At 72.1% G+C, this 22100-nt stretch carries 18 protein-coding genes; 3 read left to right on the forward strand and 15 right to left on the reverse strand.

Annotation, left to right across the window (positions count from 1 at the left end; all coding sequences use genetic code 11):
- Window positions 1-56: 56 nt before the first annotated feature.
- The 7 genes from ACFYT4_RS25775 to ACFYT4_RS25805 all read right to left on the reverse strand — a co-directional run bounded on the left by ACFYT4_RS25775 (window position 57) and on the right by ACFYT4_RS25805 (window position 9694).
- Complete coding sequence (locus tag ACFYT4_RS25775) at window positions 57-3401, reverse strand: NACHT domain-containing protein (RefSeq protein ID WP_389273561.1); 3345 nt, start codon at window positions 3399-3401, stop codon at window positions 57-59.
- 411 nt (window positions 3402-3812) lie between these two features.
- On the reverse strand, window positions 3813-4826 hold the full coding sequence (locus ACFYT4_RS25780; protein WP_389273564.1) for a TIGR03842 family LLM class F420-dependent oxidoreductase: 1014 nt from the start codon (window positions 4824-4826) through the stop codon (window positions 3813-3815).
- 11 nt (window positions 4827-4837) lie between these two features.
- Entirely contained in the window at window positions 4838-6244 is a 1407-nt protein-coding gene (gene hydA / locus ACFYT4_RS25785; RefSeq protein WP_389273567.1) for a dihydropyrimidinase, read from the reverse strand.
- Between the two features lie 76 nt (window positions 6245-6320).
- Complete coding sequence (locus tag ACFYT4_RS25790; RefSeq protein ID WP_389273570.1) at window positions 6321-7604, reverse strand: aspartate aminotransferase family protein; 1284 nt, start codon at window positions 7602-7604, stop codon at window positions 6321-6323.
- A complete protein-coding gene (locus tag ACFYT4_RS25795) occupies window positions 7601-8443 on the reverse strand; it encodes a nitrilase-related carbon-nitrogen hydrolase (RefSeq protein ID WP_389273573.1) in 843 nt (280 codons plus the stop codon). Before ACFYT4_RS25795 ends, ACFYT4_RS25790 begins: the two co-directional genes overlap by 4 nt.
- A gap of 424 nt (window positions 8444-8867) precedes the next feature.
- Complete coding sequence (locus ACFYT4_RS25800; protein ID WP_389273576.1) at window positions 8868-9260, reverse strand: PPOX class F420-dependent oxidoreductase; 393 nt, start codon at window positions 9258-9260, stop codon at window positions 8868-8870.
- A 56-nt stretch (window positions 9261-9316) separates the two neighbouring features.
- The gene (locus ACFYT4_RS25805; protein ID WP_389273579.1) at window positions 9317-9694 is read right to left on the reverse strand and encodes a winged helix-turn-helix transcriptional regulator; all 378 of its coding nucleotides are present in this window, start codon (window positions 9692-9694) and stop codon (window positions 9317-9319) included.
- 69 nt (window positions 9695-9763) lie between these two features.
- Between ACFYT4_RS25805 and ACFYT4_RS25810 the strand changes: the two genes are divergently transcribed.
- The gene (locus tag ACFYT4_RS25810; RefSeq protein WP_389273582.1) at window positions 9764-10429 is read left to right on the forward strand and encodes an NAD(P)-dependent oxidoreductase; all 666 of its coding nucleotides are present in this window, start codon (window positions 9764-9766) and stop codon (window positions 10427-10429) included.
- Between the two features lie 7 nt (window positions 10430-10436).
- On the opposite strand, the gene ACFYT4_RS25815 is transcribed toward ACFYT4_RS25810, so the two are convergent.
- A complete protein-coding gene (locus ACFYT4_RS25815) occupies window positions 10437-10691 on the reverse strand; it encodes a helix-turn-helix domain-containing protein (protein WP_389273585.1) in 255 nt (84 codons plus the stop codon).
- 55 nt (window positions 10692-10746) lie between these two features.
- On the opposite strand from ACFYT4_RS25815, the gene map reads away from it, so the two are divergent.
- Window positions 10747-11514, forward strand: a complete 768-nt coding sequence (gene map / locus ACFYT4_RS25820; RefSeq protein ID WP_389273588.1) for a type I methionyl aminopeptidase — start codon at window positions 10747-10749, stop codon at window positions 11512-11514.
- A gap of 266 nt (window positions 11515-11780) precedes the next feature.
- Here map and ACFYT4_RS25825 read toward each other — a convergent pair whose 3' ends face one another.
- The gene (locus tag ACFYT4_RS25825) at window positions 11781-12128 is read right to left on the reverse strand and encodes a CU044_2847 family protein (protein ID WP_389273591.1); all 348 of its coding nucleotides are present in this window, start codon (window positions 12126-12128) and stop codon (window positions 11781-11783) included.
- A gap of 109 nt (window positions 12129-12237) precedes the next feature.
- Between ACFYT4_RS25825 and ACFYT4_RS25830 the strand changes: the two genes are divergently transcribed.
- Window positions 12238-13428 (forward strand): hypothetical protein, encoded by a 1191-nt coding sequence (locus ACFYT4_RS25830; protein WP_389273594.1) that lies wholly within the window; start codon window positions 12238-12240, stop codon window positions 13426-13428.
- Here the strand turns inward: ACFYT4_RS25830 and ACFYT4_RS25835 are convergent.
- From ACFYT4_RS25835 to ACFYT4_RS25860, 6 genes are all read right to left on the reverse strand, one after another.
- Window positions 13414-13989 carry an NUDIX hydrolase gene (locus tag ACFYT4_RS25835; RefSeq protein WP_389273597.1) on the reverse strand — a complete coding sequence of 192 codons (576 nt, stop codon included), beginning with the start codon at window positions 13987-13989 and terminating at the stop codon, window positions 13414-13416. The two genes, ACFYT4_RS25830 and ACFYT4_RS25835, sit on opposite strands and share 15 nt — an antisense overlap.
- 15 nt (window positions 13990-14004) lie before the next feature.
- Entirely contained in the window at window positions 14005-17046 is a 3042-nt protein-coding gene (locus ACFYT4_RS25840; protein ID WP_389273600.1) for a trypsin-like peptidase domain-containing protein, read from the reverse strand.
- A complete protein-coding gene (locus ACFYT4_RS25845) occupies window positions 17021-17782 on the reverse strand; it encodes a glycoside hydrolase family 75 protein (RefSeq protein ID WP_389273603.1) in 762 nt (253 codons plus the stop codon). Before ACFYT4_RS25845 ends, ACFYT4_RS25840 begins: the two co-directional genes overlap by 26 nt.
- A gap of 357 nt (window positions 17783-18139) precedes the next feature.
- Window positions 18140-19951 carry a gamma-glutamyltransferase gene (ggt, locus tag ACFYT4_RS25850; protein WP_389273606.1) on the reverse strand — a complete coding sequence of 604 codons (1812 nt, stop codon included), beginning with the start codon at window positions 19949-19951 and terminating at the stop codon, window positions 18140-18142.
- Window positions 19952-20579: 628 nt separating this feature from the next.
- Window positions 20580-21455, reverse strand: a complete 876-nt coding sequence (locus ACFYT4_RS25855) for an amino acid ABC transporter permease (RefSeq protein WP_389273608.1) — start codon at window positions 21453-21455, stop codon at window positions 20580-20582.
- Window positions 21452-22096: an amino acid ABC transporter permease gene (locus ACFYT4_RS25860; protein WP_389273611.1), complete on the reverse strand. Its 645-nt coding sequence runs from the start codon at window positions 22094-22096 to the stop codon at window positions 21452-21454. Before ACFYT4_RS25860 ends, ACFYT4_RS25855 begins: the two co-directional genes overlap by 4 nt.
- Between the last annotated feature and the right edge of the window lie 4 nt (window positions 22097-22100).

A 22100-nucleotide genomic window follows, 5' to 3' on the forward strand; every position in this document is an offset into this window, starting at 1 on the left:
GCCCGGCAACGGGCGGAACGAAGGCGGGAAGAGATGAACCCGGCCCGGATTCCCGTTCATGTCGTGGACGTGTCCCACAGCCGTACCGTGTGGTCGTCGCCGGCGCTGGCGAGTAGCCCGCCGGATGGGCTGAACGCCAGTGCTTTGACGGCCTCGGTGTGACCGGTGAGCGTGCGGAATGTCCGGCGGGTGGTGATGTCCCACAACCGGACGGCGTTGTCGTCTTCACCGACCAGGGCCAGGGTCCGGCCGTTCGGGCTGAACGCCAGATGCTCGACGGGGACGGGTGGGAGCGTGACCCACCTGCCGGTGTCGGTGGTCCGCAGCGCGAGGAGGCCATCGGGAGCAAAAGCGAGGAGGCTGCCGTCCTGGTTGAACACCGTGAGGCGATTGCCGGATCCGGTGTACATCTCGGGAATCTCTTGGGCGCGTCGGTCCGGCAAGTCGAGTCGACGGATTTCCTTGCCGTCCCACACGCGGGCGTACTCGCTGCGTCCGATCACCAGGCTGTGGCCGTCGGCGGGGCTGAAAGCCATACCGCTGATGTACTCGTCAGCGTCTTCGGCGAACACGGGTAAGACATTGTGGGTGCCCGCCTCCCACTGCCACAGCCTCACCACTCCAGCGGTTTGCGCTTCCGCATCAACCACTTCGGTGCTTGTCTCCCCGCCGATGTATCCGATCGCGAGGGTGTGGCCCTTCGGGTGGAAGGCCAGCACCTCGACGCCTCCCAGTTCGGGGGTGCTCGTGAGTCGCTTGATACGACGCGGGGCACTGATGTCCCACAGTTCCACGGTGCCGTCCGCGGTGCCGATGGCGAGGACGCGGTCGCCGCCGTGGAAAGCCAGCGTGATGTCCGGGAACTCGTCGGGGGAGACCGATGACAGCTGGAAGGTGTCGTACGCCCGGCGGGTGCGCGTGTCCCACAACCGTACGGTGCCGTCCCAGCCGGCGCTGGCGAGCAGGGGGCCGCGGTGCTGGAAGGCCAGGTCCACCACGGGAGCGATGTGGTCGCTCAAAGCGGCCCTGGCCGTGTTCCTGGGCAGTGACTTGGCGACCACTGCGACCATCGTGAGGGAAGCAGCCGCCCCTGCGGACAGGATGAGGCGCCGGGAGGCGGGACCGCGCGCGGAACCGGGCGTGACACGGCCGCCTGGCGGCGGGTGAGCGGGGGGTTTGGCGGCGAGGGCCTCCTGGAGGCGGATATGCCGGAACTGGTACGCCCCGCCCGACTGGCGCAGGAGTTCCCGTTCCCGGGCGTCGGCCAGGAAGCGCATCAGCCGCCAGGGCAGTTGGCCGCGGACCGCCAGGATCATCCGGAGCACGACGAACCGGGGCCAGGCCCGGGTGAGCAGTACCAGGAGGGAGAAGACCATGGCGGGGAGGAGGACGGCCAGCCCGAGCAGGGACACGATGTTGCGGTCGAAGGCGCTGAAGACGCCGTTCCAGTGGTGCTCCCAGAGGACGGGCAGGTCGAACCTGCCGGGCCAGCCGGGCCACCCGGTGAGTGCCTGACCGATGAGGCTTCCCGTAAAGGTCCCGGCCGTCCATCCGGCGAGTCCGGTGGCGCCGATGGTCAGGCCCGCCGCCAGTGCTCCGATGAGGGAGGACCGGCGGTCCTGGGCGAGGGAGCGCAGCGGGCCCGTCTGAACGGCGCCTGTCGGAGGGGCGTCGAGCCAGCTGTGGACCGCCAGGGCGAGGCTGACGACCACCGCTACCGCGGTGCACAGCGCGAGCGTCCGGCAGTACAGCACGATGAACTCGAAGGTCCATGGCGCCATCACGGGGATCGTGACGATGCCCATCAGCACCGGTGCCCCGCAGATCAGGGTCAGGCCCACCCCTGTCCTGAACCCCCTCCGCAGTCTGGCCCAGGAACCGTGTCTCGACAGGGAGAGGCGTCCGGGCGGCCGGCCCACCGAGGCGTACCAGACGATCAGGACCAGGATCGCTACGCCGATGCCCGCGAAGGCGGTGAACGACAGGATGCCCAGCAGTACGAAACTCTCCCGAAAGGAGGGATTGGTGAGTGCGAGCGACACCGAGAGCGCGGTCGTCAGGACCGCTCCCAGACTGAGCGCGAACCCTGGTGCGGCCCATGAGGGCATCAGCCGCTGGCTCATCCGCCACCACGCCAGGTCGCGTTCCCGGTGGTCATGGAGGTATCGGGCCAGGAAGGCGAGCCAGCGCCGCGCCCGCGCCGCGTCCCACCGTCCACCCGTCCGCGCCGGGTCGGATGCGTACGCGGCGTCGACCAACCGGTTGATGAGATGGTCTTCCACCGCGTACCGGCAGTCGAACACCGTGGTGTCGAGGAGTTCCGCGGGGTCACCGCCGTGCTGGTAGACCAGTCGGGCCGAGGAGACCATCAGCGGTGTGGACAGCGCTGCGGCGACCGGGCCGTCGGGTGCCGCCCGGATGCGGTCCAGGACCGGCTCCCAGGTGACGCCGTCGGGCCAGTCGAGGTCCCGCAGGTAGGCGATGAGGTCTTCGGCGGGCACCGGGGAGACCTCGACCACCGGGGCCTGGCGCAGACGTGGAGCTCCGCCGCGGATCAGGTCCTCGTACTCCGCGGCCCGGCAGGTGACCACGATCGGGCGCTCCTGGCCGATGGCCTCGTTGATGGCCCGCACGGCGGGGCGGCGTGCTGATTCGGGAATCTCGTCGAGGCCGTCCAGGACGGGCAGCAGCAGCCCTTGCGCCAGCAGCCGGTGCGGGATCTCGGGTCGGCCGCTGTACTGCGTGGCCGCCACCGTCCGTACGATCCAGCGGTCGAGGGGCTCTCGGACCGGATCCCAGGACGAGACGGGGAGCAGCACCGGGACGGGGCCACCCGCCTCACGCGTGGTGAGCAGGCCCAGGGTGAGCAGCAGGGCGAGGACCGTCTTGCCCGCTCCCGGCTCACCCAGGACCACCAGCCGCCGGGTCGGCAGTCGCCCGTAACTGTTCGCCAGACGGTGGATCACGTCCTCGAACCTGCCGTCGAGCCGTCCGTCCAGGCGGACGCCCACGACCCGGCCCGGTGCCCCCCGGGCGACGGAGGCCGGGCTCGCGGCGACATTGCGGGCCGTCGCCGCCCACGCCAGCGGCAGCACCCGCGGGTCACGCAGCCGACGCGCCCTCGCCTCCTCCGTCAACTGCTCCGTCAGAATCCCGGCGAGGTCGTCCGCCAGCGCGGCCGGATCCGGCCGGGGAACGTCCTGCCGGAAGAAGTCGGCCAGTGCCAACGCCAACGACACCAGGCCCAGGAACAGGCCCGCCACACTGGCACGTACGTCGTTCGCGCCGGCGTCACCGGTCACCATCCACACCGCCAGGCCGACGAACACCACGGCCGCGCAGATGAGGAGGAGATTGCGGATCATCCGGCGCCGCGACCACAGAAACGAGACCCCTGTCACACCATCACAGTAGCGAGCTATGCCCCGTGCTGCGCCGGTTCATGACAACCGTACTGAAGCCCTCCGCAACGGTGGCGGAGCCGGCGCGGGGCTCGTCCGAGTGCGCGTCGGCGCGTCATGTGCCCCAGGGCCCACGTAGCCGCACACGTCCAGGGTCAGTGGAGCAGGCGGGGCCGGCGGCGCGACACCCTCGCGGTCGCGCCTTCATGAGACCTTGCCCCCGTGGCCGGGACGCCCTTCAGGCCGCATCCCGCACCACGGGCTTCGCAGTGCGCGGTGCGGTCCGCCTCCACGGTTGCGCCGAGGCGCCCGGTGTCCGGTACGGTCACAGGCAGTTGAGTCCACGTGTCCGCTCCGCATCGCGCTGAGGCCGTGGTCACCCGGACCGTGCGCCCGCGCACGACACGTTCGTCAGCGCAGGGGCGGGATGATGTCGGCGCCGTAGGCGTCGATGGTCGCTTCGCGGTTGTCGTGCATGTTGTAGACGGCGAACTGGTCGACGCCGAGCTCGTTGAGGTGGCGGAGTCTGTCGATGTGGGCTTCGGCGGGGCCGAGGAGGCAGAAACGGTCGACGATCTCGTCGGGGACGAAGTCGGCGGACGGGTTGTCGGCGCGTCCGTGGTGGCTGTAATCGTAACCGTGCCGGTCCCTGATGTACGTGGTGAGTTCGTCGGGGACCATGGCGGAGTGCTCGCCGTACCTGGCGACGAGGTCGGCGACGTGGTTGCCGACCATCCCGCCGAACCAGCGGCACTGGTCCCGGGCGTGGGCGAGGGCCTCGGGCGAGTCGTCGGCGGTGACGTACGCGGGGGCGGCGACGCAGATGGTGAGGTCGCCGGGGTCGCGGCCGGCGTCGGCGGCGGCCCGGCGGACGGCCTTGACCATCCACTCGGTGAGGACGGGGTCGGCCAGCTGGAGGATGAAGCCGTCGGCCTTCTGCCCGGCGAGGGCCAGTGCCTTGGGCCCGTACGCCGCCATCCACACCGGGAGCTTCCCGTCCTTGATCCAGGGGATGCGGACCGGGTTGCCGTCGACCTCCGCCTCGCGGCCCTCCGCCAGGTCGCGGATGACTTCGATGGCCTCGCCGAGCCTCGCGAGGGTGTTGGGCCTGCGCCCGGCCACGCGCATCGCCGAGTCGCCCCGGCCGATCCCGCAGACCGTGCGGTTGCCGTACATGTCGTTGAGGGTGGCGAAGGTGGAGGCGGTGACCTCCCAGGTCCTGGTGCCCGGGTTGGTGACCATCGGGCCGACGATCAGCTTCTCCGTGTGCTCCAGGATCCGGCTGTAGATGACGAACGGCTCCTGCCACAGGACCGCCGAGTCGAAGGTCCAGCCGTAGCGGAAGCCGTTGCGCTCAGCCCGCCGCATCAGCCCGACCACTTCGGATGCGGGCGGGTCCGTCTGGAGGACGAGTCCGAATTCCATGAGCCTGCCCCTTATCCGAGGTACTGACAGGTGCCGCGCGGGACGTACTGGCCGTGTCCGGCACGCCCGGTGTACTCCCGCTGGTCGATGACGACGGCGCCGCGCGAGAGCACGGTCTCCACCCGCCCGGTGATCCGCCGGCCCTCGTAGGCGGAGTAGTCGACGTTCATGTGGTGGGTCTCGGCCGACAGGACCTGCTCGGCGCCCGGGTCGTAGATCACCACATCGGCGTCCGCACCCGGCGCGATGGTCCCCTTCTTCGGGTAGAGGCCGAACATCCGTGCCGGGGTGGCGCAGGCGATCTCGATCCAGCGGCGGCGGGTGATGTGCCCGTCCAGCACGGCCTGATGGAGGAGGTCCATGCGGTTCTCCACCCCCGGCAGACCGTTGGGGATCTTGGAGAAGTCGCCGCGGCCCAGTTCCTTCTGGCCGGAGAAGCAGAACGGGCAGTGGTCGGTGGAGACCACCTGGAGGTCGTTGGTCCGCAGGCCGCGCCAGAGAGCGGCCTGGTGCTCCCTGGGCCTCAGCGGCGTACTGCACACATACTTCGCGCCCTCGAAGTCGGGCTCGGCGAGATTGTCGGTGGACAGGAACAGATACTGCGGGCAGGTCTCGCCGAAGACATCGAGCCCCTTGTCGCGGGCGGCTGCGATCTCGGCGACGGCCTCGTCGGCGGAGACGTGCACGACGTACAGCGGCGCGCCCGCGACCCGTGCGAGCTGGATGGCCCGGTGGGTGGCCTCGGCCTCCAGCAGGACCTTGCGCACCTCGCCGTGGTGGCGCGGATCGGTGCGGCCCCCGGCGAGGGCCTGCTCCACCAGGACGTCGATCGCGATCCCGTTCTCGGCGTGCATCATGATCAGCCCGCCGTTGGACGCGGACCGTTGCATGGCCCGCAGGATCTGCCCGTCGTCGCTGTAGAAGACACCGGGGTAGGCCATGAAGAGCTTGAAGGAGGTGATGCCCTCCCCGACCAGCCGGTCCATCTCCTTGAGCGACGACTCGTGGACGTCGGAGAGGATCATGTGGAAGCCGTAGTCGACGGCGCAGTTGCCGTCCGCCTTGGCGTACCAGGCGTCCAGGCCCTCGCGCAGGGAGTGCCCGACCGTCTGCACGGCGAAGTCGACGATGGTGGTCGTGCCGCCCCAGGCCGCGGCCCTGGTCCCGGTCTCGAAGGTGTCGGAGGAGAAGGTCCCGCCGAACGGCAGCTCCATATGGGTGTGCGCGTCCACACCGCCCGGGATGACGTATCTGCCGGCCGCCTCGATGACCCGGCCCGCGGTCCAGGACGCGGCGGCGTCCGAGCCGTGCGCCGCGAGCGCGGCGATCCGGCCGTCCTCGATGAGGACGTCCGCGTGGATCTCGTCCGCCGCGGTGATGACGAGTCCGCCGCGGATCAGGGTGCGGGTGCTGCTCATGCTGGTGCGCTCCCTCTCGTACGTACGAGTCGATGCGTACGGCAGGGCCGGGCGGGCGCCCGCCCGGCCGGGGCCGTCACTGGATGCTGTACAGCGCCTGTTCGAGGATCGACGCGCCCTCTTCCGCCTCGGCGACGGTGAGCGAGAGCGGCGGGGCGATCCGCAGGGCGCTGGTGTTGTGACCGCCGCCCTTGCCGATCAGCAGCCCGCCCTCGCGGGCCGCCTCCAGCACGGCCGCCGTGGCCTCGGGGGCCGCCCGGTCGGTGCCCGGCCTGACCAGCTCGATCCCGATCATCAGTCCGCGTCCGCGCACCTCCCGTACGGCGGGCACCTGCGCGGCGATCGCCCGCAGCCGCTCGATCAGCAGCCCGCCCACGCGCCGGGCGTTGCCCTGGAGGTCGTGCTCCAGCAGATACGAGAGATTGGCGAGGCCGGCGGCCATGGTGACCGGGGAGCCGCCGAAGGTCGAGAGGGAGTGGGCGTCCAGCGAGTTCATGATCTCGGCGCGGGCGACGACCCCGCCGATGGACATGCCGTTGCCGATGCCTTTGGCGAAGGTGAGCAGATCGGGAGGGCCGTTGCCGGCGTGGGCCCCCCAGCCCCAGAAGTGCTCGCCGGTCCGTCCCCAGCCGGTCTGCACCTCGTCGGCGATCCACAGGATGCCGTGCCGGTCGAGGACTTCGCGGAAGGCGGCGTACAGCCCGTCGGGCGGTGAGGTGAACCCGCCGACGCCCTGGATGGGTTCGGCGATCAGCGCGGCGACATCGCGGGTGTGGCCGAGCAGATCCTCCAGGTCGGCGACGCACGCCTCGATGAAGCGTGTGTCGGTGAGCCCTGCGTAGGGGCCGCGGGTGCGGACGCCGCCGTGCACGTACAGCGTCTGCACCGGGGAGAGGGACGTCGGCGACCAGGCGCGGTTGCCCGTGATGGAGACGGCGGAGAAGGAGCGGCCGTGGTAGCTGTTGCGCATGGCCAGGACCTGGTTGGACCGGCGGTGCGCGGTGGCCAGCAGCAGGGCGGTGTCGACGGCCTCGGTGCCGGAGGTGGTGAAGAAGACCCGCGCGTCGGGGATCCCGGAGACGGTCGCGATCCGCTCGGCCAGCTCCACCATGGGACGGTTGAGGTAGAGCGTCGAGGAGTGGATGATCCGCCCGGCCTGCTCGCTCACCGCCTTGGTGACCTCGGGGAGCGCGTGGGCGGTCATGGTGGTGAGGATGCCGCCGAAGAAGTCGAGATAGCGGTTGCCGTCCGCGTCCCACACATGGCGGCCCTCGCCGTGGGTGATCTCGACGGGCTGCCGGTAGTAGAGCGCCATCCACTCGGGCATGACGGCCCGGTGGCGGTCGTACAGGCTGCTCACGGCCGCACCAGCCCCTCGTACGCGTCGGGCCGGCGGTCGCGGTAGAACGCCCACTGCTGGCGCACGGTCTCGATCAGCCCGAAGTCGAGGTCCCGTACGAGCAGTTCCTCCGCCGTGTCGCTGGCGACGTCGCCCACGAACTGGCCGCGGGGATCGACGAAGTAGCTCGTGCCGTAGAAGTCGTTGTCCCCGTACTCCTCCCGGCCGACGCGGTTGATGGCGGCGATGAAGTACTCGTTGGCGACGGCGGCCGCGGGCTGCTCCAGCTGCCAGAGATAGGCGGACAGACCGCGCGAGGTGGCCGACGGGTTGTAGACCAGCTGGGCCCCCTGGAGGCCGAGTTGGCGCCAGCCCTCGGGGAAGTGGCGGTCGTAGCAGATGTAGACGCCGACCTTGCCGACCGCGGTGTCGAAGACGGGCCAGCCGGCGTTGCCCGGCCTGAAGTAGTACTTCTCCCAGAAGCCCTTGACCTGGGGGATGTGGTGCTTGCGGTACTTGCCGAGATAGGTGCCGTCGGCGTCGATGACGGCGGCGGTGTTGTAGTAGAAGCCCGCGCCCTCGATCTCGAAGACGGGGACCACGATCACCATGCCGGTCTCACGGGCCAGTTCCCGCATCCGGCGGACGGTCGGCCCGTCCGGCACCGGCTCGGCCCAGCGGTAGTGCTCCGGCTCCTGGACCTGGCAGAAGTAGGGCGCGTTGAACACCTCTTGGAATCCGATGACCCGGGCACCCCGGCGCGCCGCCTCACGGGCGTGCTCCTCGTGCTTGGCAATCATCGATTCGGTGTCGCCGGTCCAGGTCGCCTGGACGAGTGCGGCGCGTACGACATTGGCCATGAGCTGCTCCTTCGGCCGGGCGTCAGCGAGCCTCTACGCACGTAGACGCGATACGTAGATGGAGAACGTAAGCCCCGTCACACACTGGGGCAAGACCATCGCCGGGAACCCGCAGTGTCGATCTTGTTTCACCCGTACGGCCCAGTCGGCCGGGTGAAGGGACGGCCCGCGACGCTCAGGGCGTGCCCGGGATCGCGCTCGTACGGACGCGATCCGGTGCGCAGGCGGCGGGACGGCCGGGGCGCCCACGGGGCCGGACGCGCCCGGCGCCTGCGGGGCGCCGATGGCGCCCCGCACGGCGGGCGGGGCGTGCCGCGTCACTCCCGGTCGGGCGACGGCGGCCCGGTACCGCTCGGGCACGCCGTGCGCGCGCCGCCGTGGGCGTGCCCGGGGACGGTGAGGGCCTCGGCGGTGTCCTCGCCGTTCACCCCCGCGCACCGAGCGTGATCGCGATGCCGGTGTGGGGGCGCTTTCCGCGCCGGACGAGGGTGGCGGGGAGGTCGACGAGCCAGAACTGCCAGCTGTACTTGCGGGCCACGAGCCGCCGGACGGCGTCCGTGCCCTCCCGGTCGAGGAGTTCCCCCGCGCCCTCCGCGCCGGGCGCGCCCTCGGCGACGCGGCCCCGCATGTCGCAGACGCTCACCAGGACCCGGCTGTTGTTGCGGAGCCGTCTGACCTTCCAGGAGTCGCTGTTGGTCCAGACGTACAGCTTTCCGCCGTCCTCGGCGAACCAGACGGGTGTCGCGACGCCCGTTCCGTCCTTCCGGAACGTGGTCACGCTGATGTATCTGGCGGCGGCGAAGTCCTCGGCGTTCACGCGGTGAGCGTACGCCGCCGGACCGGAACCGCCGTGCGGCCCCCCCGCCCGGCGGTTCAGGGTCCCTCGTACGTCCGTCTCGCGCGCGCCAGCTCCTCCAGGTGCTCCCCCGCCCACGCGCACGCCGCGTTGAGCGGTTCGAGCGCGGAGCGGCCGAGCGGGGTGAGGGCGTACTCCACGCGGGGCGGGTTCTCGTCGTGGGCGGTCCGGCTCACAAAGCCGTTGCGCTCCATGGCGCGGAGGGTCTCGGTGAGCACCTTGGGGGTGACGTGGTGCAGGGGGACCCGCAGTTCGGAGAAGCGGCGCGGGCCGTCCTCCAGACAGCGCATCACCATGCCGGTCCACTTGTCGCCGAAGCGGAAGGGCTGGAGCCGGACGGCGCAGGCGGGGTCCCCGAACAGGTCCGCGCGCAGAGGGGCCGGGGAACTCTTCATCCCTCCATCCTGCCGTACCGTCCCGGTACCTTTGCGGTAACCGGCGGGGGCCGTCCTAGCGTTCGGGCCATGAGCGACATCATCGTTTTCGGAGCAGGTGGACGAGTCGGCCGGGCGGTCCTGGCGGAGGCCGTGGCGCGTGGGCACGGGGTGACGGCGGTGGTCCGTGACCCGGCGAAGTACCCGGATCTCGGCGAGGGCCGGGCCGGGGTGGGCGTCGTGCGCGGCGACGCGACGGACGCGGAGTCGGTGGCGCGGCTCGCGCCCGGGCACCGGGCCGCGGTCAACGCGTCGGCGCGGCTGGACGTCCCGTCCGAGGAGTTCTTCGTCGGTACGGCACAAGCGCTGGTCAGCGGGTTGACCACGGCGGGTGTGGGGCGCTTTCTGGCGGTGGGGATCGCCGCCACGCTGGAGACGTCACCGGGCGTACGTTTCATGGACGCGCCGGACTTCCCGGAGCCGCACCGGGTGTTCTCGCAGGGGCACGCCGCGGAGTGGGAGGCGCTGCGGGAGACGGCCGGGGCGCTGGACTGGCTGATGGTCTGCCCGCCGGTGGAGCTGGATCCGCAGGCTCCGCGTACCGGCCGCTACCGCACGGCCGAGGGACGGATCATCGACGGCGGCGGGCACGTCTCGCACGCGGATCTGGCGATCGCCCTGCTGGACGAGATCGACAGCCCGCGCCACCGCCGGATCCAGCTGGCGGTGGCGGGCCCGGCCGCCGGGGAGGACTGAACCCGGCTCAGGCGGCGGGTTGGAGCGCGCAGTCGGTCACCAGCTCGTCCATGGACAGACCGAGGACGGCGGCGACCGCGGCGACGGTGAAGAAGGCGGGGGTGGGCGCGCGGCCGGTCTCGATCTTGCGGAGGGTCTCGGCGGAGAGTCCGGCCGCGGCGGCGACCTCCACCATGCTGCGGTCGCCACGGGCGGTACGGAGGAGCCGGCCGAGCCGCTCGCCGCGCTCGCGCTCTTCGGGGGTGAGGGGGGTGCGCACCATGCCGTTATTCTAATGCCGGTATTTGAATAACGGATCGACCGGTATAGTAATTGGCATGGTGGAGCTCAAGACGGATACCTCGATGGATGCGATGCGGGAGGCGGGCCGGGTGGTGGCCCAAGCGCTGACCGCCGCGCGGGCGGCCGCGGGCGTCGGCGTCAGCCTGCTGGAACTGGACCGGGTGGCCCGCGCGGTCCTCGACGAGGCCGGGGCGGGTTCACCGTTCCTCGGCTACCACCCGGACTGGGCGCCGGTGCCCTTCCCCGCGGTGCTGTGCGCCTCCGTGAACGACGCGATCGTGCACGGCGTCCCGGACGGCTACCGGCTCCGGGACGGCGACCTGGTGAGTCTGGACTGCGGGGCGATACGGCAGGGCTGGGTGGGCGACGCGGCCGTCAGCTTCACGGTCGGCCGCGCCCGGGCCGGGGACCTGCGTCTCATCGCCACCGCCGAGCGGGCCCTGGAGGCGGGCATCGCCGCCGCCGTGGTCGGCAACCGCATCGGCGACATCGCGCACGCCGTCGGCCGGGTGTGCCGCGCGGCGGGCTACGGACTGCCCGACGGCTACGGCGGCCACGGCGTGGGCCGCCGGATGCACGAGGACCCGGGCGTGCCGAACGAGGGGCGCCCCGGGCGCGGCATGCCCCTGCGGCACGGCATGGTGCTGGCGATCGAGCCCATGGTGATCGCGGGCGGCACCGACGGCCACTACACGGCCCGGGACGGCTGGACGGTACGGACGATCGACGGCAGCCGCGCCTCGCACGCGGAGCACACGGTGGCGATCACCGACGCGGGACCGCGGATACTGACGGCGCTCTGAGATCCCGCGCCCGGCCCGGGGCCGCGCGAACTCCCCGGCCGCCGGCGCGGACCCGCCGTTCCCGCGCCCCGGTCTCCGCCGGCACCCGAGCCCGCGGCGCCCGTTCCCCCGGCCCCGGCCGTCGTGCCCGACCCGGCGGTCGATCACCGGCCGGTGGGCGCCCCGACGAGGGCGTCCACCGGGTCCGCGTCACCGGAGAGCGCGCCCGGCGGGCCGGCGGGTGCGGCCGCCCCTCCGCGAGCGCCCCGTACCCCCCACCCGCCCGGTCACGCTCCGGGCGCCGGCGCCACCGCGGTCTGCGGGTGCTCGTCCTTGCGCCAGGTGACCGTCACCCTGAGTGTGGCGGAGCCGCCGGCTTCGGTGAGGACGCTGACCAACTGGCCGCTCTTGACCGCGACCTCGATGCCGAACTCCAGCGCGACCTCGTCGGGCGACGCGTTGCGCAGGCCCTCCCGGACGCTGCGGGTCACGGACTCCAGGGTGCGGGGAAGGTCGTCCAGCCGCCGGGACAGCGCTCCGCCGAAGCTCGTGTCCCGGGGACCCTCGTCGCCGTCCCCGACCCGGACCCACATCGTCGTTCCGTCGGGCATCTCGGCCTGGACAAGCTCGGACACGTGAGTCTCCTCGTAACAAGACGGCATTTTCTGTCGATCAGTATGGGTGGCGGGTGTGCCGAACGGTCATGCTGGGGTCCGTCAACTCACTGCGCACGGGGAGCAGTTCATGGAGAAGATCTACCTTTCGGACGTCGAGATCCACCGCCAGTCCCCCATCGCCAGGGCCGAGGACCTGCGGGCCAGGGTGCTCTTCCACGTCCTGCTCTCGGACGTCCTGCTGATCGGGGACTCGCAGTGCCTCAACACCCCCCTGTTCCGGGCGCTGGTGTCGCCGGACGAGGGGGACGCGTCCGTACGGTCGGACCTGGGGCAGCTGCTGGACGGCGGGCGCATCCGGGTGGCGCGCAGGGACGGTCAGCCGCTGCCCGAGGTGCGGGCCTCACAGGTGGCGCGCGGGGTGGAGCACGCGCCGAGCGAGGCGTACGCGCGGGAGACGGAGCGACGGACGGCGGCGCACGCCGTCGCCTACGACCTGGGGTCGGTGGCCGCCGCGTTCAAGTCGGGGGTGCTGCGGCTGATGGACGGGCAGGTACGGACGGCCGAGGGGGAGACCCGCGCCACCCTGGAGGCCGCGCGGGAGTTCATGGCGGGCCAGGAGCCCCTGTTCTACAAAGGCATCAGGGACTGGGCCGACAGCTACCAGGCGGCGTCCGGCCACCGGAGCACGGAGGTGGTGCTCGCGCTGGGGGCGGTCGACCGGGCCGCCGGGGAGGCGTACCGGCAGGCGCTGCCCACCGTGCTGGGCGCGGGCACGGCGGCGCCCCGCAGTACGCGGACGCAGGCCACCGCCCCCACGAACCGGACGCTGCTGGAGCGGGCCGGGCTGCCCGCGGGGATGCTCGACGGGTTTCTGCTCGGCCGGCTGCCCGTGGAGGTGCTTCTGGAGGCGACCGAGCAGGCGTCCCGCAGGGCCGTCGTCCAGGAGTTCGCGCTGCTGCGCCGCGGGGACTCGCCCGACCCGGCCCGGCTGGCGGAGGCGATGACGGAGTTCAGCGCCTGGATGCAGGAGGCGTTCGCCCGTGCCTTCGGGGACACGGACGAGCGGGCGAGGGCCGTTCTGGAGGGGCGGCGGAATCTGATGCGCTTCGGTATCTCCGAGGACTCCGTGACGGGGGCGCTCGGCGCCGGGCTCGATGTGCCGGCCGCGCTGCGGAACGGCGACGGGGACGGGGACACCTTCCTCGATCTGCGGGTCGTGGACCGCAGCGTCCCGGCCGCGGACGGCGCGGCCGGGATCGAGGAGCTGGAGGGCAGACAGCTCAGACAGCGGGTGATCACCGGGTCATACGGCGGCTGAGCCCTGGGCGAGCGCGAGGGCGGCGAGGGTGACACCGCAGGTGACCGCGCCCTTGCGGAGCCAGGTCAGCACCTCGTCGGGGGAGGCCCACACCGGCTCGGTGACCGATTCCATCGGGTCCGAAGTGGCGGCGGCCGGGGGTCCGTCGGCGACCCGGGCGGCGAACACATGGACCCTGGACTCGATGAGGCCGGTCTCCGCGTGGATCACGCCCAGGGGGCGCAGCTGCCCTTCGCACGCGTAGCCGGTCTCCTCGCGCATCTCCCGCTCGGCGGCGCGGGCCGGCGCCTCGCCCGGCTCGCAGCCGCCGCGCGGGAATTCCAGGGAGACCTCGCCGATGGGGTAGCGGTAGGTCGGCACAAAGGCGTAGCCCCGGGGTCCGGTGGGGACGACGACGACCCCCTCCTGGGCCCACTGCCAGCGCAGATAGCGGCCCGCAGTGCCGGAGGGCGACTCCACCTCGTCGTCGTACAGCGTGCCGAAGCGGTTGCCGAACACCTTGACGGCCCGCCGGCGCCTGATGGGGGCGGGCACGGCGTGTTCTGACATGGCGTCACCCATGCGGGAGCGCTCCTCTCACCTGCAGAGGCCGTCGGTCGCGGCCTGCATCTCCAGCCAGGATGAGCGTTCATGTGCGAATCCGTCGAGTTCGGCGCTCAGTTGTGTCAGTACGGACAGTGCTGTCGCCTGCTGGTCGCGCAGCCGTGGTGAGGTGCTCAGGGGCAGAGCGGCGCGCCGGTGGACCGCTTCCCTCAGGGTGAGATACGCCTCGGTGAGGCGGCCCGCCCTGATGAGTCCGACGCCGTGGCGCTGGAGGGTGTCGGGCAGCCGGGCGAGATAGCGGCCCGGCCTGCGTTCGGCCAGCTCGCGCAGCAGCTCCACCGCTTCGGCACCGGAGGTGAGGGCCTCGTCCGGCAGCCCGGTGCGGTGGCGGCACTCGGCGAGGACTTCGAGGCACGTCAGCAGGACGTCCTCCTGGCGCTCGCCCGGGGGCACCTGCGCACAGCGCATGACGCCCTCGGCGGCATCGGCCGCGGCGCCGTTGACCTGACCGTCGATCAGCCGCAGCAGGGCCAGGGTGCTGAGGGCCCCTGCGGTCTCCATCGGATGGCCGTCGGTGACCTGCCGGTAGAGGGAGACGGCCTCGACGGCGAGTTCGAGGGCGGCCTCGGTCTCGCCGGCACGGTGGCGCAGCAGGCTGAGATTGTGCAGCGCCGCCGCGTAGTGCGGCCGGTGCCTCTCGGCGTACCGGACCAGATCGCGGCTGAGCAGAACGGCTTCGTCGGCCGCGCTCAGCGCTTCGGGGCCGCGCCCGCACTCCTCCAGGCGGAGGCTGTGGCGCAGCAGCCGGCGCAGCCGGACGAGACGGTTGTCCTCGGTGACGGTGTCGTCGGGCAGCGCGAGCAGCCGTGCGAGGACGAGGGCGGAGACCGAGGACAGACTGGAGGGGTAGCCGGGCAGTTCGTCCTCGATCCGGTGGAGCAGCCCGGTGTCGCAGTCCGCCAGCAGGGGCCGCATCAGCTCGGCGAGCGGTTCCGCGTGCGGTACCCGCGCCCCGGTGGCGGTCAGGGCGGGCAGGAGTTCCGGGTTCTCCCGCAGGACGTCCTCCAGCGCCTCGTCGAGGATCCGGTGCGCGGGGTGCTCGGCGACGCGGCCCACGGCGGTGCAGCCCCGGGCGCGGGCCAGGACGTCGAGGGTGTCCAGCACGGCCGCCGTACGCTCGTCGGACCCCGCGCCGGTCGCGGCCCCGGATCCCGTACGGTCGCCGGACCCGCTCTCCGTACGGTCGGCGCGCAGGTCCCCCGTGTCCAGTACGGCCCGGAGGTAGGCGACCTCGTCACCGCTGCTCTCGGGCTGCCGGAACACCCGCCGTACGAGGATCTCGCCGATCCGGTCGGGCTCCAGCGGGGCCACCCGGTCCCCGTCCGAGGGGTACAGCTCGCGGAAGCAGGCGTACAGAGCGGGGGTGTTGAGCGCGGGCTGCCCGGGGAAGGCCGCCTCGCGCACCCGCGCGAGCAGCCGGGTGAGCGGGCGGCGCCCGCGCCGCTGGGCGAGGGTGGGAACGAGCAGGATGCCCTGGGCGAGCCCCCGCCCGGCGCGGCCCGCGAAGGGTCCGCCGCCGAGCCGGTCCTCCAGCAGGGCGTGCCAGCCCCTGATCTCGTGGCTGCAGATCCGGTCGAGCGGATCGTCGCTCTCGTCCCAGGTGTCGCCCTGGCGCAGGGTCAGTACGGCGTCGAGCGCCGTCGCCAGCACTCCGAGCAGCGAGTCCTGCTCCCGGGCCCGGCGGGCGAGCGAGGCCGGCCGGGACACCCCGGCGCAGTCCAGCAGCCGGGAGAACGCGTCGAACGCCTCCGTGGCCAGCGCCCCGGGCTCCTTGCCGGGGATGCGGCCGGGGAGCCCGCGCACACTGGCGCCGCGCAGCGCGGTGTCCTCGATGTGCCGTTCCTCCAGCTCTTCACGGAGCGCGGACCACAGGGGCTCCTCGGAGCGGGCGAGGAGCAGGACGCGCAGGGTGTACGCGGCCGGGGGCCGGTTGCGGTGGACGTGGGCCAGCAGGGCGCTGATGTCGCCGAGGCGTGCCTGGGCGTAGTCGAAGACGACGAGGACCGGGAATCCGGTGGCGAGGGTGTCGGTGAGGGTCTCCAGCCAGCGGGCGCGGTCGAGCGGGTCCTTGAAGGTGTCCCGGGCGGCGAATCCGGCGATCCAGCCGTCGTTGCGCAGTTCACGGCCGAGTTCGGCACTCAGCCGGGTCTTGCCGGATCCCCCCGGCGCGTACAGCAGCCGGAGCAGTTGGCCGGGGGCCTCACGGCACCACCGGTGCAGCTCGCCCAGCTCCGGGCGCTCGACGAACGGCATCGCGCCGAGCGAGAGCATCCGGGCCGGGGTGGTGTGTGCCGCGGTGCCGCCGGCGGGGTCGGGGCCGAAGAGTTCGCTCTGGCGCCGGGCGCGGTCGCCGGCGGTGTCGAACCAGACCGTGCCGGGCCCGTGGGCCCGGTGGTTGCGCTCCAGGAGCCCCGGTGAGCACTCCTCCAGCGCCTCGACGGGGATGAGCCAGCCGCCGAGGGTGCCCTTCTCACTGCGGGACGCCTTGAGGATGCCGCAGACGCGGCCCGTCGCGGTGTTGAGCACGGGTCCGCCGCTGAAGCCCTGCACGACCTGGTCCCCCTGGAGGCGCACATAGCGGCCGCTGCGCCCGGCGACCTGGAGGCGCAGGGTGTCGGGCTGGACCCCGGGCTCCAGGGTGTGGCCGCTGAAGCCGTGCACGGAGACGGACGCCGACTGGAGGGGGGCCGCGCGGTCGAGCCACACCCCGGCCGCCCCGTCCACCGGTTCGCTCAGCCGCAGTTCCGCGAGGTCCGGGTAGCCGTGGATGCCGCCCGCGCCCCGCGTCGGCGGTGCCATGCGCACCACTTCGGCGGTGACGGGCACCCCCTCGACGGCGGCGGTGAGGTCCCGGCGTCCCGCGACGACATGGGCGCAGGTGAGCACGGTGTCCGGGGCGGCCAGGAAGCCGGTGCCGCAGAACACTCCGGCGGCGTGGATCCCGACGACATGGCGTTCCGTCAGGATCCGCAGCCGCTCCAGCGTTTCGTCACCGGTCTTGCCGGACCCCGTCATGCGCTCCCCCGTCTGCGGACGTGGGCTCATTCTCCCGCAGGAACTGCCGCGCCAGCGAGTCGCCGAGGGTCACGGCCGCGCTGTGGCTCTCGATCGGCGACACCCTGGAGTTCTTGAACAGGATGTAGGTGACGTCGGAGGCGACTCCGCCGGAGACGGGGTGGGGGTTGACGCCGAGCGACTCGGCCATGGCGTAGGACGCCTCGCCGATGATCTCGCTGGGGCCGGTGTCACCGACGACTCCGTAGCGGACCTTGCCGTCGTGGACGACGGCGACGACACCGCCGCCCCTGATGCCGGACGCGGGGTACCTCCAGATGCCGCTGGGGCTCGGGACGACGATGTACGGCAGCTTCTCGGAGTTCAGCGGTTTGCCGCTGGACTGGTGGAACGCGGTATCGGGGAGGAACCAGGGGTCGGATTTCCTGTTGCACTTGCCGGTGACCTGGCCGTCGCAGGCGATGTCCATGTCGGCCTTCCAGAAGACGGCACCGTTCATGCCGCAGACCGGCACGTTCGCCGCGCTCCCGGCGTCCTTGCGGTACGTACCGGCGGAGATCTGGGTGCAGCCCTTGACCCTGGCCAGCAGTTCGGCGGCGCCGACCGTTCCTTCCACGGGTTCACCGGCTCCGGGTGTCACCACGTCATGGGTGGCGGGGCTCGCCGTGGCGGGCAGTGCGGCGGCGAGAAGGGCTGCGCCGGAGGCGGCGGCGAGGGCGAGCATACGAGAGTGCATGGAGGTTCGCCTTTCTGTGCGGATTCCGCGCGGAAAAGCGTCCTTACCCCCTCCCCCGAACAACCGATCCCCCCTGATGAGGGTGCGGGACCGGGCCCCCGGCCGAACGGGGACGGCCCGCCCGGCAGTTGATGCCGCACGGGCCGCCGCCGCACAGGGGGCCGAACGGGGTACGGGCGTACGGGGATCCGCGCGGTTCCTGCGGCGGCGCGGACCCCCTTTGTGCCCGGCGTGATCCGCAGGCCGGCACGGACCGGTGGCGGACCTGCGCGGTCCGGCGGACCGGCCGCGGGGCGGGTCGTGGCGGTCGTACCGTCCGGCGCGGTTCGCCCCGGGGCCGGAGCGGCTGATGCGACGTCAGGGAGCCGTGCCGACGGGGCGGACGACCATCGCCGAGCCGCCTCCCCTGCGGACCTTCTCGGCCGCCGCGAGCCACCGCCCGTCGGGCAGCCGTTCGATGCCGGTGGCCGCGCCGATCTCCGGGTTCCGGCGGAATCCGTGGCCGATCCGCTCCAGTTCGGCGCGCAGCGGACTGTTCCACAGCTCCGGCTCCAGCTCCGTCGTCGCCTGGTTGCGCTGGCTGGCGCGCGGCGCGGCGATCGCCTCCACCAGCGGCAGGCCCCGGTCCAGACGGCCCGTCAGCGACTGGATCACGGTGGTGATGATGGTCGCGCCGCCCGGCGAGCCCAGGGCGAGCACCGGGCGGCCGTGGTCGAGGACGATTGTGGGAGACATGGAGGAGCGGGGGCGCTTGCCGGGGCCCGGCAGATTCGGGTCGTGGACCCCCTCCCTCGCCGGGGCGAAGGAGAAGTCGGTGAGTTCGTTGTTGAGGAGGAAGCCCCGGCCCGGCACCGTGATGCCGCTGCCGCCGGTCGACTCGATCGTCAGCGTGTAGGCGACGACGTTGCCCCACTTGTCGGCGGCCGTCAGATGGGTGGTGTTCTCCCCCTCGTACGTCGTGGGTGCGGCCGCTCCCGAGGTGCCGCAGGCCCGGGGATCTCGTGGGTCACCGGGCGCGAGCGGGCTCGTGAGCACCGCGTCGTCCTTGATCAGGCAGGCGCGCGTGTCGGCGAACCGCTGGGAGAGCAGCCCCTTCACGGGTACGTCCTCGAACGCGGGGTCGCCCACCCAGCGCCCCCGGTCCGCGAAGGCGATCCGGCTCGCCTCGATGACGCGGTGCAGATATCCCGCCGGGCCGGCCTTCGACAGATCGGTGCGCTCCAGGATGTTGAGCGCCTCGCCGACGCTTGTGCCGCCCGACGAGGACGGCGCCATCCCGTAGACGTCGAGGCCCCGGTAGGAGACCTTGACGGGCGCGCGCCGGATCGTCCGGTACTCACCGAGGTCACGGGCCGTCAGATCACCGGGCCGTACGACCCGGGTGGCGCCGTCGGCCACGGGCGGGGTGCGGACGGTCCGTACGATGTCGCGGGCGAGGGCGCCGCGGTAGAGCGTGCCGACGCCTTCGCGGGCGATCTCCCGGTAGGTACGGGCCAGGTCCGGGTTCTTGAGCACGGAGCCCACGGCGGGCGGCCGGCCGCCCGGCAGGAACAGGTCGGCGGTGTCGGGGAAGTCGGCGAAACGTGCCTGGTTGGCCTCGGTCTGGGCGCGGAAGGTCGCGTCGACCGTGAAGCCGTGGCGCGCGAGCCGCTCGGCCGGTTTCAGCAGCTGGGCGAGTGGCCGGGAGCCCCAGGCGTCGAGTGCGGCGGCCCAGGTGGCCGGGGTGCCCGGCGTACCGACGCCCAGTCCGCTGGTCTGGCCCTCCTCGAACGGGATGGGCCGCCCGTTCTCCAGGAAGAGCGAGGAGTCGGCGGAGCGCGGGGCGGTCTCCCGGCCGTCGACGGTGTGGACCGTCCGGGACGCGGCGTCGTAGAGGACGAGGTAGCCGCCGCCTCCGATGCCCGCGGAGTAGGGCTCGGTGACACCGAGCGCGGCGGCGGTGGCCACGGCGGCGTCCACGGCGTTCCCGCCGCGGCGCAGGATCTCGATCCCCGCGGCCGACGCGTCGGCGTCGACGCTTGCGATCGCACCGCCGTATCCGACGGCGACCGGGGACTTCACCGGCGGTCCGGGCGGCGGGGAGTGGGCCGGCGGGGCAGCGGCACCGATCGACATCACGGCCGCGGCGACGGCCAGGACCGAGACGTTCCGTGCGGTGGAGCGACGCATCCGTACCTCCAGTAGGCGCAAGTGGGCGCAGCGTAGTGGCACGGCGTGGGCGCCGTCAGGACCGCCCCGGACGACATGTCCGCCACCGCGGCCCTGTGCGTCCGCACATGACGGCATATGCATGGCGGTATCCGGCAGCGACCGCCCCGGGCGTACGGTCAGGGGCCCGGGTCACGGGTCACGGGTCACCGCACGGAGACGCACCCCGCTCACCGGCACCGGGGAGAGCGGCGACAACAAAAGCGACGACAGCGAGAGCGGCACCAAGGAGAGCGGCACCCGCGTCGCTTCTCACGCGACGCGGGCCCGCTCGGCCCCGGCAAGCCGGTCGGCCGCGCGCCGTACACGACCGCGGCAGGGCGCCGGGGGCGGCCGTCCACCACGGACCCGGAGCCGTGCCCCACCGTCCGCGGCATCCCGGCCGGCCACCGTCCCGCCGTGGTCGTCGGCACCGTCGACCCGCTCTCCATCGGGCACGTCCCGGCCCGGCGCGCAGCTGACCTTCTCCCCGTGCGCCGCGTACCGCCTTGTCGGTCGGTCCGCCGCGCCGGAAGTGATCACCGGCTGCCGCCGGGGTCCCCGTGACAGGGGGAGTTGAGCCGTGCCCCATGAACTGCTGTCCTGCCCCCTACATCCTCCCGGGCGCGGGGGGACCCCCGGGCAGCAGCGTCCCTGGTTCGGCCGGGGCGATGTCCACGGCCTCCGTCTTCGGACTGCGGCGCTGTCTCCTGGCCATCCAGTTGGCGAACCAGGAGAGCAGCATGCACATCCCGATGTAGATCGGCGAGATCACCATCACCACGGGGATGAACGGCAAATCGTAGTCGAGGTTCGACGCGATGAGCTTGCCCGCGTGGAGGAATTCCTCGTAGGTGATGAGATAGCCGAGCGAGGTGTCCTTGAGCGCGACCACCAGCTGGCTGATGATCGTGGGGAGCATGGCGCGGACTCCCTGCGGCACCAGGACATACGTCATGACCTGGGTCTTGCGCAGGCCCAGCGCGTACGCGGCCTCCCGCTGGCCCCGGTCCACCGCGTTGACGCCCGTGCGGAAGACCTCGGCGAGCACCGACCCGTTGTACAGGGTCAGCCCGGCGACGAGCGCGGGCAGCGGCTGTACCTTCAGCGCCACGAAGATGAAGAAGATCATCACCAGGACGGGCATCGCGCGGAAGAACTCCACCACCACCGTCGACACCCAGCGCACGGCCCGGTGGTCGGAGAGCCTGCCGGTGGCGAGGATCCCGCCGAGCGCCAGGGAGAGCACGGCCGCGTACGCGAACGCCTTGAGGGTGTTGCCGAGTCCCTTCAGCAACAGCTCCTGGATTCCCTTGTACTCGAAGGGACTCCACCTGGCAGCGGTGAACTGCCCGGTGTCGAACAGGAGGTACAGGATCCAGCCGATCAGCGCCAGGATGGCGAGGGTCGAGACGATCCCGTAGAGCCGGTGCCGCCGTCGGGTCCTGGGGCCGGCGATGTCGTAGAGGGCGGTGGAATCGGTCATCCGGCGACTCCGTAGCGCTTCTCCAGCACGTTGAACAGCGCACTGATGGACAGGGTGATGATCAGATAGCCCACGGCGATCCAGACGAAGGTCCAGATGATGTTGTAGCCCAGCTCGCTCAGGGTCTTGTAGGTGCCGAGCAGCTCGGTGACGCTGAACGCGCCCGCGATCGCGGAGTTCTTGGCGAGCGCGATGAGCGTGGAGCCGATCGGGGGAATGACGCTGCGGAACGCCTGCGGCAGGACGACACCGCTCAGTGTCTGCCCGAAGGTCATCCCGAGGCTGCGCGCGGCCTCGCCCTGGCCGGTGGGCACGGTGTTGATGCCGGAGCGCAGCGCCTCGCAGATGAAGGCGGAGGTGTAGCAGCCGAGCGCGAGGATGGCGAAGAGCTGGAAGGGCAGGACGACCCCGAAGCGGGGCAGCCCCAGCACCACGGCGAAGAACAGCAGGGTGAGCGGGGTGTTGCGCAGCACGGTCACCCAGACCGTGCCGAAGGCGCGGAGCGAGCCGACGGGCGCGACCCGGAAGGAGGCCATCACGAAGCCGAGGAACAGGGCGAGCAGGGAGGAGTAGAACGTCAGCTCTACGGTGCCGAGGAAGCCCTCCCAGTACAGGGAGAAGTTGTCGGTCAGTACGTACACGGCT

This window comes from Streptomyces sp. NPDC004609, from assembly GCF_042873655.1.
GTDB lineage: Bacteria > Actinomycetota > Actinomycetes > Streptomycetales > Streptomycetaceae > Streptomyces.

Bases quoted from the DNA above. Each gene is read 5' to 3' on its own strand.
- hydA (WP_389273567.1), bottom strand. From the start codon at position 6,244: ATGAGCAGCACCCGCACCCTGATCCGCGGCGGACTCGTCATCACCGCG.
- ACFYT4_RS25795 (WP_389273573.1), bottom strand. From the start codon at position 8,443: ATGGCCAATGTCGTACGCGCCGCACTCGTCCAGGCGACCTGGACCGGC.
- ACFYT4_RS25780 (WP_389273564.1), bottom strand. From the start codon at position 4,826: ATGGAATTCGGACTCGTCCTCCAGACGGACCCGCCCGCATCCGAAGTG.
- ACFYT4_RS25805 (WP_389273579.1), bottom strand. From the start codon at position 9,694: ATGAAGAGTTCCCCGGCCCCTCTGCGCGCGGACCTGTTCGGGGACCCC.
- ACFYT4_RS25810 (WP_389273582.1), top strand. From the start codon at position 9,764: ATGAGCGACATCATCGTTTTCGGAGCAGGTGGACGAGTCGGCCGGGCG.
- ACFYT4_RS25835 (WP_389273597.1), bottom strand. From the start codon at position 13,989: ATGGGTGACGCCATGTCAGAACACGCCGTGCCCGCCCCCATCAGGCGC.
- map (WP_389273588.1), top strand. From the start codon at position 10,747: ATGGTGGAGCTCAAGACGGATACCTCGATGGATGCGATGCGGGAGGCG.
- ACFYT4_RS25815 (WP_389273585.1), bottom strand. From the start codon at position 10,691: ATGGTGCGCACCCCCCTCACCCCCGAAGAGCGCGAGCGCGGCGAGCGG.
- ggt (WP_389273606.1), bottom strand. From the start codon at position 19,951: ATGCGTCGCTCCACCGCACGGAACGTCTCGGTCCTGGCCGTCGCCGCG.
- ACFYT4_RS25830 (WP_389273594.1), top strand. From the start codon at position 12,238: ATGGAGAAGATCTACCTTTCGGACGTCGAGATCCACCGCCAGTCCCCC.
- ACFYT4_RS25845 (WP_389273603.1), bottom strand. From the start codon at position 17,782: ATGCACTCTCGTATGCTCGCCCTCGCCGCCGCCTCCGGCGCAGCCCTT.
- ACFYT4_RS25840 (WP_389273600.1), bottom strand. From the start codon at position 17,046: ATGACGGGGTCCGGCAAGACCGGTGACGAAACGCTGGAGCGGCTGCGG.
- ACFYT4_RS25855 (WP_389273608.1), bottom strand. From the start codon at position 21,455: ATGACCGATTCCACCGCCCTCTACGACATCGCCGGCCCCAGGACCCGA.